Raw genomic sequence first — 15,178 nt, 5'->3', positions numbered from 1 at the left:
GTACAGAGGAGGATTCCATTGTTAGCTACTGGTATTGTCGTCGAATATAATCCTTTCCATAATGGCCATTTGTTCCATCTCAATGAAGCTAAAAGACTTACAGACGCAGATGTCATCATCGCGGTAATGAGTGGACATTTTCTTCAGCGCGGTGAACCTGCAATTGTTGATAAATGGACGCGGGCCCACATGGCTCTGGCCGGTGGTGCAGATCTCGTCATCGAGTTACCCTATGCTTTTGCCACCGCCCATGCACCTCAATTCGCGAGAGGAGCTGTTCAAATCTTAGACGCCCTTCAATGCGAGTATATTTGTTTCGGCAGTGAAGAAGGTCACATCGCACCATTTGTGCATAGTTTGGACACAATGAACACACATAAGAAACTTTACGAAGAAAAAATTAAGTGTTCGATGCAAGAAGGTCTAAGTTACCCGAATGCATTGCGGATTGCTTATGATGAAATTTCACGCACTACTGATGAACCACTCGCTGATTTATCAGAACCGAATAACATTCTAGGTTTTCATTATATGCAAGCCATAAAAGAAATTCGGTCGAACATGATGCCTGTCACGCTCGAGCGAAAAGGCACACATTATCATGATGAGGCATTACCTGAGGATTCTATTGCTAGCGCTACAGGAATACGAAAAGAACTGTTTGCAACCGATGTCGCGCACGTTCAATCTTTCATGCCTTCATCTTCCTATGAGCTACTTCATCAACAGCCTCATCAAAGCTGGGATCATCTCTACCCATTTCTTCGGTACATGATTCTTCGTGAAGGACCTGAACAATTGGCATCCATTGCAGATATCACGGAAGGAATTGAATTTTCTTTATGGCGCGCTGCAAAAGAACACGCCACTTTCCAAGAGTTCATGAAAGCTGTGAAATCCAAACGTTACACATGGACACGAATACAACGAATGTTAGTACATGTATTGACCGGTTATCAAAAATCAACCCGTGCACAAATTACCAGTCCGTCTTATTTACGGTTACTTGGAATGTCTAAAAATGGAAGGAGCTTTTTACGCTCAGTGAAAAAAGAAGTGACTTTGCCAGTTGTAAGTCGTGCAGGTTCACACAAGGACCCTTCACTACTGATGGATATTAAAAGTACAGACATTTATATGTGTGGTATGCAAAGAGAGCCAGGTCTAGATTTTAAAACACCACCCATTTTGTTGTGATACTTTACTTTTCTTCTAGCTTTTCCAAGTAACTTAATGCATCATCAATCGTTTTCACCGGGACAACTTTCATTTTTGTACCGATTTTATCCGCAGTTGCTTTCGCTTCATCATAATTTGAGAGAAGCTGCGGATTCTTCTTTTTCACTTCTTCCGGTAATTCATCTTCCGGCGCGAAGAAGATTTCGATACCTTCACGATCAGCTGCCATGATTTTGAAATCAATTCCACCGATCCGTCCCACTGAGCCATCTTCAAGCATCTCGCCAGTTCCTGCAATATTATAGCCTTTTGTTAAATCGACATCCACCAGGCGGTTCATCAATTCCAGCGTGAACATCAAGCCTGCTGAAGGCCCACCGATTTCTTCTGTACGGATATCTACCTTTGGTTCTGTTTCCAATTTGACCTGCTCTTCAAACTCTATTCCAAGGCCTACTCGACCATCCGTCTCCGGAAGTTCTTTTAATTCTACTGGAACATCCACCTTCCGTTCTCCACGTTCCACTTGTAAATGTACATTCTGACCTTTTGACATACCACTAATCTCTTGCATAAATGCATCTGTTGAAGCGAGCTTTTGTTGATCGATCGATTGAATGACATCCCCTACTTTAAGCTTGCCTGCTGACGCTCCTGCCGGTAATACACCCGCCACAAAGACGCCCGTGAACTTTCTATTGATTGGCAACCCTGCCTTATCAAACGCTACTGATATGGCATGTGTTTTAGAATCAGCCATTAGTTTTATCTGACGCACTCCATACTCTTCATCACTTTCACCATGCCTTCTCACTTGGGTAGCCGGCATTAGCTTCATTTTATCTGAGAACTTTGACCAAGCATACGTTACAGGTGTTGCCTTGCCAATTGCAATGGTCATTAAACTAAATGTTCCTACGTCGTCCGTATCCCCGCCAACTACTTCTACGAGTGGTGCCAAATCATAAGCTCCGCCTGGTCGAGAAATATACATATCTAACGGATAAAGTGCTAAAACAACTACTACTAGCAGGATTACCGCGGCTATCGCCCATTTACGCATTTTCATAAAAGCTCACCTCCATTAATAGCCTGTACGAATACTACATATATATTACGGTAGATGTTCTTGTATTTCAAAAATTAGGAAGGAGTGCGACAGATGCCTTTTATTTACAATCCTGCCGTATCGAACAATGAGTAACGTACTCTTCATCTGGGCGCTAATTGTTTTATTTATTTTGCAGCCAGATGTCGCACATGAAGGAGCCGTTTCGGGTGCCCAATTATTCACTCATGCGTTACTTCCCTATTTGCTACCATATATTATATTAACGCAGTGGTTATTGAAAATGCCTAGCAAGCAAGGCACTAGTCAATGGAGTCGTTACATAAAAGCTTATGTGCTCGGTTCGTTTGGAGGTTTTCCGGTAGGTGCCGTGACCGTTAGTGAAATGAAAAAGAATGGAGAGATTTCTGCAGCTGAAAGTAGTTTGCTTGTTGCTTCTTGTCATGCACCAGGACCTATGTTCATTATTGGCTTTGTTGGTAACGAATTATTCGGTAGTACTACAAGTGGTTGGAAATTGTTGATTGCCATTCATCTAGCTAATATCGTATTTTTCGTATTGGCTATGTCGCTTCTGGGTAGCCGATATCAGCAGACAGCTATACCCATCATCCCTCAACAAGATCATAAAACATCTCCTTTGCTGCGCTCGATCAAGGATAGTTCATCCGTTATATTGTTAGTGGCCACCACGGTCATCTTCTTCTCGTCTCTCGGTAATGTGCTTTCGCATTCCATATCTTCCGTCATCACTGTGGATATGGGAGTGACAAAAACTTTATTGCTTGCTGTCTTCGAGATGACTTCAGGCGTCCAGTCTGCTACCGAGCATTTTGCCGGAGATGCGATGTATCCAATGCTCATCGCGGCCATTCTATCAATTAACGGTATGAGCATCCACATGCAAGTCATGACGATCGCCAAGAGCGCTGGCATACGAATACTCCCCTATGTAATTGCAAGGGTCTGGAACACGTTACTCGTCCCTGTATTGTTCATTTGGATTTATTGAGCAAGTATCAAAAAAGGATGCCCTTCAAGGACATCCTTTTGCATATTTACATTACCATCCTTGCTATTCAAACTTTCTCTTCAGTGCTACATTGACATGTGGTGGTACGAGCGTGGAGACATCTCCGCCATAACGTGCCACTTCTTTAACGATACTTGAGCTGAGGAATGAATATTGACTTTTTGTCATCACAAAGAACGTTTCAATACTTTCGTCCAGTACCCGGTTCATCGATGTGATTTGCATTTCATACTCAAAATCTGAAATAGCGCGTAAGCCACGAACGATAACGGATGCGTTAATTTCTTGTGCGTAATCAATCAACAGTCCTGAAGACGTGTCAATCTTGACATTGTCATACTTTGATGTAGCTTCATGAATAAGTGCAACACGTTCCTCCACTGTAAACAATGGTTTTTTGGAAGAATTATTCATTACGGCAACATGCACTTCCTGGAATGTTTTTGCTGCTCTTCCTATAATATCTAAATGTCCATTCGTCACCGGATCGAAACTTCCCGGTACGATTGCGATTTGTGTCATCCTGTTAGCCTCTTTTCTTGTAAATCGTAATAGCAGTACTTCCATAAATAGCAGAACTGATTTGACTATATGTATCGTAATGTTCGGGCAAGTCTATATGTTTATCATGTTCACAAATGATGGTTGCATTTTCTGCTACTACCCCTTGTGCTATTACGTCTTTAATTACATCATAGTATTCGACCGTTGCATAGGGAGGATCTACAAATAGCAGATCAATAGAAACTTCTTTAGACTTAAGAACTGCAGCAGCCTGGCGTGCATCTCTCTTTTCAATCAGCAGACATTCTTCCATGCGGCACTTTTCTGCATTCGCTTTAATAATAGCGCACGCTTTAGGATTCTTTTCGAATACAATCGCCTGTTCCATTCCTCTTGATAACGCCTCAATCGCAATGGAGCCACTGCCACCAAATAACTCGACAACAGTTCCTCCATCGAAATAAGGACCGATTTTGTTGAAAACAGACTCTTTTACTTTGTCTGATGTCGGACGCGTAGACGTGCCTGGCAAGGATTTCAAAGACGTACCTTTTCTCGAACCGGAAATGACTCTCACTCTTTTCCCATCTCCTTTATCATCTTTTCAATTTGTTCGATAGAAATGGTTTCATCCGACTTATCTATTACTACAAAGAAGATTCGGCGCAACCAATTTTCATCAAAATACAACTTTTTATTAATTGAGGTATAAGGCTTTTCTGTATAATCAAATTTGCTACCATTCATCACGTAGAAAGGCTCTAATTTAGAAAAACGATAGGTGCGATTTGGACCGTCGAAATAAATTGACTGCTCGTTTGAACGCATTGAATAGCCCATCTTCGACAATAACTCTTCTGCTGGATAAAAACTTGTATCTTCCTTTACTATTACCTTCACTTCTGGAACTTCTTCTCCATCAAGCAATACAGTCCGTGGATCAAGTAGCAGAAATGGATAGTTATATCGCTGTTCCTTCATTGTCATATGAAAATACTGCGTGTCGAATGCAAGTATTTTTGACAACGACTGATCCAAATCGGATGACGAAAGTTTTTTACCTATTTTCTCTTGGACGTTTTGGCGAAATGTTTGATATTGCTCTGCCGAGATCGATTTTTTCAAACGAGTAAACGCTGCTTGTTCCGCTTTCGTTCCTACTGGAGCATCTCCAAGTATAGATGCAATCATACTGCTCATAGATGGTTCGTCCGCTTGTAAAATGAAACGTGAATGGACACTCATCCTGGCTACTTGTTTTATTACTTTCGATATATTGCCCGTTTTCTCCACAATAAAACGCTCTGCATACAGCGGCCGATTACCTGAAGCTAGCACTACGCTCACATGATTTCCACCGATGGCTTCCAGCATTTTAACTAGCTGGTCATTATACTTTTTATCGATACCTTCGCCGAAAATTGTCAGCTTGTTTGAAGAGTATGCAAGCGGCACATCCTCTGGTTGCCAATACAGTTCATTAACAAATCCTACGCCACGGTATAAACGGTAGGTAATACGCTCCTTGTTTTCCTTTCCTACACGTTCTAACCCCGTTACCCACATGCCACCAACACTTTGCTCATCAGTCACATGGAGGACAGTCGTCAATGGTTTTGCACCCTGAAGAACCACAAACGGCTTCTTAAATAGTTTACGTCCGGTAAGGGGTGTTTTCTTCGGCAATTTATAGACAACAGATTGTTGATCACGTTCTCCTTCTTCGAATGCCACATTAGAATCATTTAGTCGAGCACATGAAGAGGAATCCTCTGCTTCGCATCCACGCTCTACGCTTTCTTCTGGCCAAATAATCTCGTGTCTACCTTCCGACAAGTTATAAAAGTGGTGACGAATGTACAATCCATCTGCCCGATTGATGACTTCAATTTCCTGACGAAACGTACCTGAAACCGCGTCTTCTCCATTTGCATTGACCGATTGGCTGTAATGCAAATAAACGAGTCCACCGTTTACTGCCGCCAAAAGAAATACAAGCCTTATAATAACTTTCAACATACAACACCTCATCGCATGGTATGATGGACACGAACCATTACTAATTGCCTGAAAGGAAGCGCTTGATTATGATCCAACAACGTTTTATCGAACTAGGGGAAGGCTATAGCGACATCTACGAATTACTCGAGTTAATGTCTACGAACTCCCATCGAATTTACAGAGCCTATATTTTTTCATCTAAACATGATTCTAAAGAACAATTGTCGTTGGCAGTTTCTTTTTCTCCTGCAACTGAAAATAATCATTTCATGCCGATCTATATTTGCAGAGAAGGAATTCGCTATTCTGCAGACAAACCATCCAAACGTTATGACTTGTTTGTTAAGCATGCAGAGTCGCTGAATAAAAAGCCTGTCAGAGTGGAAATAAAACATTCATCTGAATTTGCTGAGAATGAGCTATTTTACCAATATATTACTGGGATCTTACGCTTAAATCACTTGTTGCCGCCGCTAAATTAATAAGCGGCAGCAAATTACAAGCCTGTTTTATAATCATATTCTTTTGCTTTATCGGGCTTTGCATTTTCATATATCGTGCTGACGAAGGGCCGCTGTGAAGGCAATACTTTCCGTACAGCCGACAAACGCTCCAACTTAGTGATCGTTGTTTCCACGTCTTCCATATCACAGTAAAGCACAACGTATTTCATTCGCTTTGAAATATAATGAACATGCCCAAATTTGCGCAGTGATTTTGCTTGTTTTAAATGATGGAGATAGACAATTATGCCTTGTCGATCAATCATGATTCTCCCCCTCTTTCTTACTCCATACAATACCATAGGTGAGAAAAGTCCTGCAACCTTGCACAGAAATTGTTTGCATGGACATAAGTGAAATTAAGCTGATCTTTCATCTTTGTTTGTACACCTTCTCTGGAATAGGTTACACTTAAGAAGACATTTATCTGAATTCAATCGGTCTATTCTTTTATAAGACGACTGGATACAAGTATTTTCTGTTCAGTTGAAGTATAAACATTGGCTAAACAAAAAAGTGAGGACTTACTATAATTATTGAGGAGGTTTTAGATTGGGAAGGAAAACAAATGTTGCATTAACTGTAGGCGCTGCAAGTGTGGCTGCATGGGCGGCTTCAAAAGTGATAGCAAAACCAGAACCTCGCACCGAAAAGAAAGCGCTTCGTTTTTCGGAAATAGCTGTTTTAACTGACGCACAACGATGCCAAGATACAGCAGTGAATTCACTTACCGCTTATACGAAAATAGCTGATTTAGGTGTTCACGGCTTCACGGTCGATGTACGACTTACGAAAGATGAAGAAATTCTTTTAGTGCCAACCCAAGAACTTGTGCTTCCCGATGAAATTGCCGACTATACATTAGATGAAATCCATATCGAATCTAGATACGATCATGATCTTGATACACTGAACGGAGATCTATCTGTCGTGTCATTACGTGAACTGTTGCACAAGTTCCCGCAACTCTTACTTGTAGTCTCTATGAGTGATTGCCCTACAACATATGAAGGAAGTTTAATCCCTTCCAAATTGTGGCGTTTACTAAAAGAGACGGATGCTATAGAACGCGTTGTAGTAACGAGCCAATATGATGAACAAATTGATCGTTTTAATCTATATGCGCAGAATTCTGTTGCTTTAGGTGCCGGTAGTGAGGAAATTAAAAAAGCATACGTCGCTTACACGAGTAAATTTGGTCACCTGTACCGCCCCAACGCAGATCTATTCTGCCTGTCCGAAAAACTCGGTGTGTTTCCGCTTGCTTCAGAAGGCTTCGTTCGCTTCTTACACGATCTCAATATAACTGTATTTTATGAGTTGGATGAGACGGACGAGCTTCCAAAACATGCTAAATTAGACGTTGACGGTTTTATAACAAATCACCCAAAACAATTATTGACGTTCTTCAATGAAAACTAAAGATACAAAGAGTCTAGTTGGTTTATCGAGGGTCCACTAGACACGCGCACAACTGGTACTTCGATTCAGGTGATCTTCTCCTTTGCGAAAATACCTTTATTTAAAAAGTAACCCCCTGCAGAATTATATCTGCAGGGGGTTACTTGTAATTATGAAATACTTTATGCTGAACAAGAACAGCTGCCACCTGAGCCGCAACCTCCGCCGCAAGAACTGTTAGAGAAAGTCCCATCGCCAGCTGGTACTTTCACAGCCTCTGAAACGGACTGGCCAATTAGGATACCTATTTCGTCCAACAAATCCTGCACGTCGTTTTCCGCCAGGCGCAAGGCAGCCACTTCATCTTGTAAATCAAGTTCACGCTTTTGAAGACGAATTTCCTTCATGATTACTCTATAATCTGGATGATAGCGACCAAAGCGCTGCACGTCCTCGTATTGTTCTTTCATTTTAGTGAAATCTATGATCTTTTTTCGTAGATCAGCGTTTGAATATACACGGTCACGTGCGTCTTGATAGGTTTTCACCACTTCAGAACACAGCAGCATCTCGGAAAGTTCTTCCGCCATATCGATGACTCGCATCCACTCATCTGTCATCATCACCAATTGCCGCACCTCCTATCACAACTATCATAACAAAAAACTGGCGTCTCGACTATTCATTAAGATTTTTACTTTTTGGCATTTCTATAACTAAACGATTTTTTCACTTCTTCCATATCGCAAAAATGCATCTTCTGATTCTCTATTTGCTGTATTTGTTCATGTCCTTTACCTGCAATGAGTACAATCTCTCCTGGTTGTGCTTGTGTGACAGCGTAGCGGATTGCTTGGTGACGATCGATGAAGACTTCGACAGGTGTTGCAAATCCTACCATGCCCGACAAAATATCCACAATAATTTGAGACGGCTCTTCTGTTCTCGGATTATCTGAAGTCAAAATTACATGTGAACTGTAGTGAGCAGCTACTGCACCCATTTGCGGCCGTTTCTCACGGTCTCTTTCCCCTCCACATCCAAATACAGTAATCAGCCGTTTTGTGGACTCTGACAATGCCTCCAACACCGCTTGCAAGGCATCGGGCGTGTGCGCATAATCTACATATACTTCAACCCCTGCCTCTTCGTACTTCTCTAGGCGTCCAGTCGGAAGTCGCAGAGCATGCAAATGAGGTTTTATCGCTCGTAATGAATAACCGAGCGCCATTAGAGCCCCTATAGCCGCTCTTGCATTCATTTCATTATGGTGACCTAGATTAGGGAGTAGTACCTTTGGTTGCTGCTTGCCATTAATATGTCGTCTGCTGAAATAAATGGGTGGTTCAGACAACCCTTCTCCTATAACACGACAAGTTTCGTCATCTTCATTGATCACTAGCTGATCAGCCAATGGAATTAGTAGCTTTTTTGCATCGATGTATCGCTGTCTACCTCCATGTTCAGCGTAGTGATCCATTCCAATATTTAAAAAAACACCTACAGTTAACGGACAGTGCGCTAAACGATTAGTGGATAACCCAATCGAAGATGCTTCGAGAACAATATGGGTCACCTGTTGCTCCATGCATCTGCGTAAAATAGGATGAAATTGTTCAGCTGGTATCGTCGTCATGGAATTTTGAATCGTCTCCGTCAGCTTCCCGTCAATATAAAGACCTGTCGTTCCTATAACAGCTGTTTTATGCCCGAGCTCTTTTAACAACTGTCCGATAAAGTGACTCACTGTTGTTTTACCGTTTGTTCCCGTAACGCCGATGATGAGTAATTCCTCAGCTGGATTATCTGAAAACTTCGCGCTTCCATATGAAATAAATAATGAACTATCGGGAATTAGAACAACCGTAACTTCCACCGGTATGCTTGTTAGGTCTATGTTATCCCGATCGATCACTAGTGTTTTGGCTCCGTTTGATATCGCCTCTTCAATAAATGTCGTTCCATCAGACACAACTCCTTTCTTTGCTACAAATACATAATCTTTCTTGACCCTCTTAGAAGATTCCGTAATTCCATCAATTGTTCGTCGAATTGAGCCTTGTAATATAGTGCATGGCCAATCCTTAAGTAATTCAGATAATAGCAAGGTTTCTCGCCCCTTCCCGAACATTTTATTCTTCAGAGAATATAATGAAACGAAGCATAAAGTATTCTATGAAAGGCATAAGAAGAATGTCACGAAGAAAGTTGGGATTCTATGATTATCCAGAAATTTGGAGGAATTGCCATGCAGAATCAACAACAACGAGCAAAGTGTATTCAGCATATTCGACAGGCCTTGTCGAAACACCGCGCCGTCATCGTTGTAGTCTCTGCAATGGGTAGAGAAGGCGACGCCTATTCCACAGACGATTTGCTTACCCTTACGGACTCCTTCTCGAAATCCAGCGAAGCGAGAGATTTGGCTGCTTCATGCGGTGAATTAATCGCTGCAGCCGTAATATCTGCAGAATTATCTACGGAAGGGATAGACAACACGATTATCTATGGACAAAATACAGGCATTCGGACATCGGGAGAATTCTGCAATGCAACGATTGATAAAATTAATAGTACACATATCGTCAATACACTTCAAACTCACTCATGTATCATCGTCCCTGGATTTCAAGGGATGAATATACAAGGAAAGTTTATGACTCTTGGTAGAGGTGGCAGTGATTTGACAGCAATCGCATTAGCTTCTGCATTGCACGCCCGCCATGTAGAGTTTTTCAAAGATGTACCCGGTGTCATGTCTGCAGATCCTCATACTACTTCTAACTATAAGCGATTCGATCGGCTCACATTTGATGAATTCCTCCCATTACTAAAATGTAATCGACCCGTTATTCAGGAAAAAGCAGCGGTTTATGCAAAGCAAAAAGCGATGCCCCTTCATATACGAGGCATCGCATCAAACGAGGAAGGTACATGGATTCTCCCTTAGTCGTCATGTATGGAATTTTCTGATTCAGTCTGCGCTATAAAAGACTGGGTGTAGTATTTATTATAAACACCAATGCCGGTATGCGTGAAGTTCGGATTCAGCAAGACATCCCGGTGTTTTGGAGAATTTAACCAGCCATGCACAGTTTCAATTGCATCGATATAATTAAATGCAATGTTTTCGCCTGCCTTGCCTGGAGTTAGTCCAACATCTTTTAAACGCTCGGCAAACACTTCTACAGGTCCTTCCTCATGAGAACTATATTTACGGAATATCATTTCCTGGCTATGCTTTCTTGAAAGTGTGGCCAGCTTATCACTATATGATAAAAGAGGTAGTTGATGTTCTTCACGCACTTGGTTAGTCAATTCAAACGTCTGTCGCTCCATCGCACGATCTACTTCAGTCTGAACAGTTGATGTTGGTTTTGGCGCTTCGATCATTTCTCCAAGATAGGTCATATCATAGGGTTGGTGTTTCACTAAAGTACTCGGGTTAATGAATCGCACACCTTCAATCCCGCCATCTACTTGATCTATATATAATTGCACAAATAAATTCTCATATGGTATCAGGATACGGTTTTTAATATCGTCGCTATTTAATGAAAATGTATAAATATTTTCTTGAATCGTTACATCAATCTCTGATTCAATCGGTGTAAAGCGGTGAATCTCCTGTACATTTTGTCCGATTTTAAACGGTGCTACATCTGATGCGCCATCAGCAGTATATATTTGATTCACTTTCCCATTCAAAACCCCCGCCATAAAACGTGGTTCTTCCGTATATACCCACCATTCATACTGAAAACTCGATGGTTCAATCCTAGAAGGTTTGCCAAATTGCTCTTCAATCTTATCGACTTTCTGTCCGACAAGTACTGACATGCCTTCTTCAGGTCTCGGCATACCTTCCCCACCGATCGACGGACCTTTTTCAGGCACTGCAATCGGCGAGCCATGTTGTACTGGTGACTCCAGCGGTAGATTTTCACTTACTTTATCAGTCATGAAATAATAGACTCCCATTACAATCAAAAGCAAAACAAGAATCTTCCATCCTACTCTCCACATGTTATCTCCCTTTCCACTTTATATGCTACTCTTATAATAGTATGACGTATCGGTAGAAATCATCTCGACTGAATATTTAGTCAAGATGAACATCTAGTCAAAATGGTAACTTTCTTATATTGTACAGAAGACACACACTATAGTCATCTATATAAGCCGGGAAAGAAAGCGTTGACACAATGTTGTCATTGCAAGTAAAATCGATTTGTTTTATGATATAATAGTATACGTATTCGTCAGGACGAACATAGAGGGGGATATACAGATGTATGTTGAAAATATTGGTCTTAAAGGCCTTGTAGCAGATTTACGAGTAATGGAAGAAATTATGAATAAGAACAATCTTGAAATTGACGGTCAATGGGATTATGAGCGTGTAACTTTCGACAAGAAGTATATTGTTAAAGAAGGTACATACTATTTGCGCGTTTTCGGTGAACTCGTTGAAGGCGACATCGATGGTAGAAAAGCTACAGTTCGTCTAAAGCAACCAGTTCTAGGAAAGCACTACTACCCACACGGTGTGGAGTATGGCGAAGAAGAAAACTTCCCTGCTAGCTTAGTTAAAGACTGTGAACTAACGTTAAAGAAAGTATATGATGAGTTAAAGCAATATAGTTTGTAATGATATGAAAAAGCCGAAGAGCTAAATGTTCTTCGGCTTTTCTACTATTACTCCACTAATTTGGTTATAATAAAAACAGTATCTACGTGGAGGACGATGACTTTTGAAATTTCTTACAAAACGAAATATCATGATTGCATTCAGTATCATCATACTATTGGTCATTATATTCTTTATTTTACCCGTTTCCATTCCCATTATTTTGGCGTTGCTAACGGCACTTTTTTTAGATCCACTTGTAAAATGGGTAGAGATACGATTTAAATGGAAACGTAAAGTTTCGGTCATTGTGAATTTTATTGTCTTTGTTGGAATCAGTGTGCTATTACTTTTCTATACCGTCACCACACTGATCGGTAAAATAGTTCATTTCACAAAAGAAATTCCGAACTACTTAAATTCCCTCTCAAGTGTATGGATTAACACACAAAGCAAACTATTTCAGTACACGGTAGGCATGCCTGAAGATATTTTGGCTATGCTCGAGAACGAATTCAATGAAATTATTGAATCCATTCGTATTTCGATTATCACACTTTTGAGTTATGATCGAATTTTGGCTTTGATTTCGGATATTCCAAATTTCCTTGTCAGCTTTATTGTGTTCATGATCGCACTATTTTTGTTCATGTTGGAATTGCCCAACTTGAAAAAGACTTTTTATTTTCATTTAACAGAAGCCACTGCAGAAAAAGTACACTATATGATGAGCAGATTACGGTTTGTCATACTAGGATTCGTCAAAGCTCAAATGCTTGTCAGTTTAATCATTCTAGCCGTTTCCTTTATCGGCTTATTAATGATTATCCCTAAATATGCTGTAGTTATGGCTTTGGTGATCTGGATTATTGATATCATTCCGATACTCGGTTCCATCATTATTTTGGCACCTTGGTCGATCTATCAGTATATTTCAGGCGATATCGCAATGGGTACAAAATTAGCAATTTTAGCCGTAATACTATTAGTTATCAGAAGAACTATCGAGCCAAAAGTAATGGGCTCCCAAATTGGCTTGTCTCCATTGCCTACTTTGATTGCGATGTTCATCGGTTTGAAACTATTTGGCATCCTCGGTTTCTTCATTGGACCAATGCTCGTCATACTCTTTAATACCGCAAGAGAAGCAGGCATCATTAAACTGAATTTCAAAATTTAATACTAAAAGGGATTCCTCAGTGAAGGAATCCCTTTTAGTATGCATAGCGTACAATAATACGAATTGGCTAGATAAAAAACTGAAGCCACTCCCTTTAGGGTGTGACTTCAGTTTTTACGCGAAATATTAAACACCAAGAATCGCTTTAAATACAGAAGTAGTTTCTCCACCTTTATAAAAGACATACAGCAACAAGTATACAGCGACTCCTGTAATGGCTGTGAAGAACCAGATGATACTTGTGACAGGACCGATTTTACGATGCCGTGCCAGATTGTTCTTCAAGCCTACATGAATCGTAATAACTCCAAAGAAGGCCCCTGTCGTTGCTAATATGATGTGGAAAACTAAAAATACTGTGTAATAAATTTTCAAGTCATCAGGTCCACCAAAAGCTGTATTGCCTATAAATACCGTTCTAGAGATATAAATGATAAAGAACAGTACTGCAGACACAACTGCTGCGATCATCGTTTTTTGGTGCGCTTCTATTTTTCTTTGTCGTATCAAATTCCAACCAATCGCAACCAAAATAGCAGATAAGATGATGAAAAACGTACTGATAGTCGGTAATAGTGGTAGTCACATCCGACACTAACTCCTCTTAGATCAATCAGCCATGCATAGTTAAGTTCTGGCGTTTGAGTAAATCTTGTCTAGTAATTTCGTCCGCATTATCTTTTTCATACTGTGACCAGCTTAAGAAAATACGTCCAATAATAACTACATAAACGAGTTCTTGGATGACTTTCATCAATATACCGCCTAATTGCTGATCATAGAGCGTAGGCATATTTGTAAATAGCTCAGGTCCAGAGATGCCAAGGCCTGACAGTCCAGCTAGAGTTCCGCTTGGCACACAGAGCGCCATCGCTTGCAGCCATGCTTCACCACTGCTGTATGTTTCGTACACAGGTACGTCCACGAAGATGATTAACGAACAAGCGGGTGTAATGAGCAAAGCGCTCAATATTACATAACCGATTTTTTTCAAACCATGTAATTGTGGTTGTCCTTTTACTGTATTCACTACAGGCCACCAGAGAAAAATAGCGGAGAAGAAAAGTGTGATGGTGAAAATAGTGTGTAATGGCAAACTTAACTTCACCTGATCTAATATGAGTGGATAGTGATACATCGAGAACATGAATGTAAATACTAACAAACTAATGAGCGGCTTAGTCAAAACCATGAATATTTTTTTGAAAATCGTCCGTGATAATAGCTTTTCCCATACCCAGTTCGGTATCCCGATGATGAAAAATGGTGCTACAATTAAAAGCAATATAGCCATTTGAGCCATATGAACGGAAAATAATATATGACCGATTAAATCCATTGGTGAACCTTTGACAATATACAGCAACACCATGGATGATAAAAAGTAAACAGCTTGTTGTTTAGTCAACGGTCGTGACCCTTCGAAACGATCTCGCCATTTAACTGTTATGAGATAATATAGAACGATTCCAAGTGCTATCGCTATTAAAAAATAAGGACTCCATAAAGCCCTAAACCCAAATATACTTAACGGCAAAACAACCACTCTCCTTTAATAATCCATTCGTTGAATCTATTCTGTGTATAGTGCCGAAGTATTCACTATATATTCCACCACAGCACAAAATTAACGAAAGTCTTTCCTACTGCCTATTATACGAGCTTACAACGCATAACT

17 protein-coding genes are annotated in these 15,178 nt (G+C 40.5%); 7 read left to right on the top strand and 10 right to left on the bottom strand.

Annotated elements, in window-relative coordinates; genetic code table 11:
• Nucleotides 1-18 precede the first annotated feature (18 nt).
• Entirely contained in the window at nucleotides 19-1,197 is a 1,179-nt protein-coding gene (locus CSV74_RS01110) for a nucleotidyltransferase (RefSeq protein WP_233190720.1), read from the top strand.
• A gap of 4 nt (nucleotides 1,198-1,201) precedes the next feature.
• On the opposite strand, the gene CSV74_RS01105 is transcribed toward CSV74_RS01110, so the two are convergent.
• Nucleotides 1,202-2,248 (bottom strand): SepM family pheromone-processing serine protease, encoded by a 1,047-nt coding sequence (locus tag CSV74_RS01105; protein ID WP_099690292.1) that lies wholly within the window; start codon nucleotides 2,246-2,248, stop codon nucleotides 1,202-1,204.
• Between the two features lie 127 nt (nucleotides 2,249-2,375).
• Here CSV74_RS01105 and CSV74_RS01100 point away from each other — a divergent pair, with 127 nt between their 5' ends.
• A complete protein-coding gene (locus CSV74_RS01100; RefSeq protein WP_099690291.1) occupies nucleotides 2,376-3,260 on the top strand; it encodes a hypothetical protein in 885 nt (294 codons plus the stop codon).
• A 63-nt stretch (nucleotides 3,261-3,323) separates the two neighbouring features.
• Here CSV74_RS01100 and coaD read toward each other — a convergent pair whose 3' ends face one another.
• From coaD to CSV74_RS01085, 3 genes are read right to left on the bottom strand one after another with little or no spacing between them, the layout of a single operon-like run.
• Nucleotides 3,324-3,803, bottom strand: coding sequence for a pantetheine-phosphate adenylyltransferase (gene coaD / locus CSV74_RS01095; RefSeq protein ID WP_029052391.1), 480 nt, complete (start codon nucleotides 3,801-3,803; stop codon nucleotides 3,324-3,326).
• 4 nt (nucleotides 3,804-3,807) lie between these two features.
• Nucleotides 3,808-4,362, bottom strand: a complete 555-nt coding sequence (rsmD, locus tag CSV74_RS01090) for a 16S rRNA (guanine(966)-N(2))-methyltransferase RsmD (protein WP_099690290.1) — start codon at nucleotides 4,360-4,362, stop codon at nucleotides 3,808-3,810.
• Entirely contained in the window at nucleotides 4,359-5,804 is a 1,446-nt protein-coding gene (locus CSV74_RS01085; RefSeq protein WP_099690289.1) for a hypothetical protein, read from the bottom strand. Before CSV74_RS01085 ends, rsmD begins: the two co-directional genes overlap by 4 nt.
• A 68-nt stretch (nucleotides 5,805-5,872) precedes the next feature.
• Here CSV74_RS01085 and CSV74_RS01080 point away from each other — a divergent pair, with 68 nt between their 5' ends.
• Nucleotides 5,873-6,268, top strand: coding sequence for a DUF7147 family protein (locus tag CSV74_RS01080; RefSeq protein WP_037561317.1), 396 nt, complete (start codon nucleotides 5,873-5,875; stop codon nucleotides 6,266-6,268).
• Between the two features lie 14 nt (nucleotides 6,269-6,282).
• On the opposite strand, the gene CSV74_RS01075 is transcribed toward CSV74_RS01080, so the two are convergent.
• A complete protein-coding gene (locus CSV74_RS01075) occupies nucleotides 6,283-6,555 on the bottom strand; it encodes a YlbG family protein (RefSeq protein ID WP_029052395.1) in 273 nt (90 codons plus the stop codon).
• Between the two features lie 286 nt (nucleotides 6,556-6,841).
• On the opposite strand from CSV74_RS01075, the gene CSV74_RS01070 reads away from it, so the two are divergent.
• Nucleotides 6,842-7,711 (top strand): PI-PLC domain-containing protein, encoded by an 870-nt coding sequence (locus CSV74_RS01070; RefSeq protein WP_099690288.1) that lies wholly within the window; start codon nucleotides 6,842-6,844, stop codon nucleotides 7,709-7,711.
• 161 nt (nucleotides 7,712-7,872) lie between these two features.
• On the opposite strand, the gene CSV74_RS01065 is transcribed toward CSV74_RS01070, so the two are convergent.
• Both CSV74_RS01065 and CSV74_RS01060 read right to left on the bottom strand, forming a co-directional pair.
• Complete coding sequence (locus CSV74_RS01065) at nucleotides 7,873-8,316, bottom strand: YlbF/YmcA family competence regulator (protein ID WP_099690560.1); 444 nt, start codon at nucleotides 8,314-8,316, stop codon at nucleotides 7,873-7,875.
• Nucleotides 8,317-8,384: 68 nt separating this feature from the next.
• Nucleotides 8,385-9,797, bottom strand: a complete 1,413-nt coding sequence (locus tag CSV74_RS01060; RefSeq protein WP_158231724.1) for a Mur ligase family protein — start codon at nucleotides 9,795-9,797, stop codon at nucleotides 8,385-8,387.
• A 111-nt stretch (nucleotides 9,798-9,908) separates the two neighbouring features.
• On the opposite strand from CSV74_RS01060, the gene CSV74_RS01055 reads away from it, so the two are divergent.
• A complete protein-coding gene (locus tag CSV74_RS01055; RefSeq protein ID WP_099690286.1) occupies nucleotides 9,909-10,640 on the top strand; it encodes an amino acid kinase family protein in 732 nt (243 codons plus the stop codon).
• On the opposite strand, the gene CSV74_RS01050 is transcribed toward CSV74_RS01055, so the two are convergent.
• Nucleotides 10,637-11,653 carry a CAP domain-containing protein gene (locus CSV74_RS01050; protein ID WP_158231723.1) on the bottom strand — a complete coding sequence of 339 codons (1,017 nt, stop codon included), beginning with the start codon at nucleotides 11,651-11,653 and terminating at the stop codon, nucleotides 10,637-10,639. The genes CSV74_RS01055 and CSV74_RS01050 overlap by 4 nt on opposite strands.
• Nucleotides 11,654-11,981: 328 nt before the next feature.
• Here CSV74_RS01050 and CSV74_RS01045 point away from each other — a divergent pair, with 328 nt between their 5' ends.
• Both CSV74_RS01045 and ytvI read left to right on the top strand, forming a co-directional pair.
• A complete protein-coding gene (locus CSV74_RS01045) occupies nucleotides 11,982-12,341 on the top strand; it encodes a YugN family protein (RefSeq protein WP_029052401.1) in 360 nt (119 codons plus the stop codon).
• A 103-nt stretch (nucleotides 12,342-12,444) separates the two neighbouring features.
• Nucleotides 12,445-13,500: a sporulation integral membrane protein YtvI gene (gene ytvI, locus CSV74_RS01040; protein ID WP_029052402.1), complete on the top strand. Its 1,056-nt coding sequence runs from the start codon at nucleotides 12,445-12,447 to the stop codon at nucleotides 13,498-13,500.
• Between the two features lie 126 nt (nucleotides 13,501-13,626).
• On the opposite strand, the gene CSV74_RS01035 is transcribed toward ytvI, so the two are convergent.
• Both CSV74_RS01035 and ctaG read right to left on the bottom strand, forming a co-directional pair.
• Nucleotides 13,627-14,064, bottom strand: a complete 438-nt coding sequence (locus CSV74_RS01035) for a DUF420 domain-containing protein (protein WP_099690285.1) — start codon at nucleotides 14,062-14,064, stop codon at nucleotides 13,627-13,629.
• Between the two features lie 49 nt (nucleotides 14,065-14,113).
• Nucleotides 14,114-15,037 (bottom strand): cytochrome c oxidase assembly factor CtaG, encoded by a 924-nt coding sequence (ctaG, locus tag CSV74_RS01030; protein WP_029052404.1) that lies wholly within the window; start codon nucleotides 15,035-15,037, stop codon nucleotides 14,114-14,116.
• Nucleotides 15,038-15,178: the final 141 nt, after the last annotated feature.

The sequence above is a fragment of the Sporosarcina sp. P19 genome (assembly GCF_002743165.1).
GTDB lineage: Bacteria > Bacillota > Bacilli > Bacillales_A > Planococcaceae > Sporosarcina > Sporosarcina ureae.
Note: the sequence above shows the minus strand (reverse complement) of the source record. Positions and strands in the feature narration are given on the sequence as shown.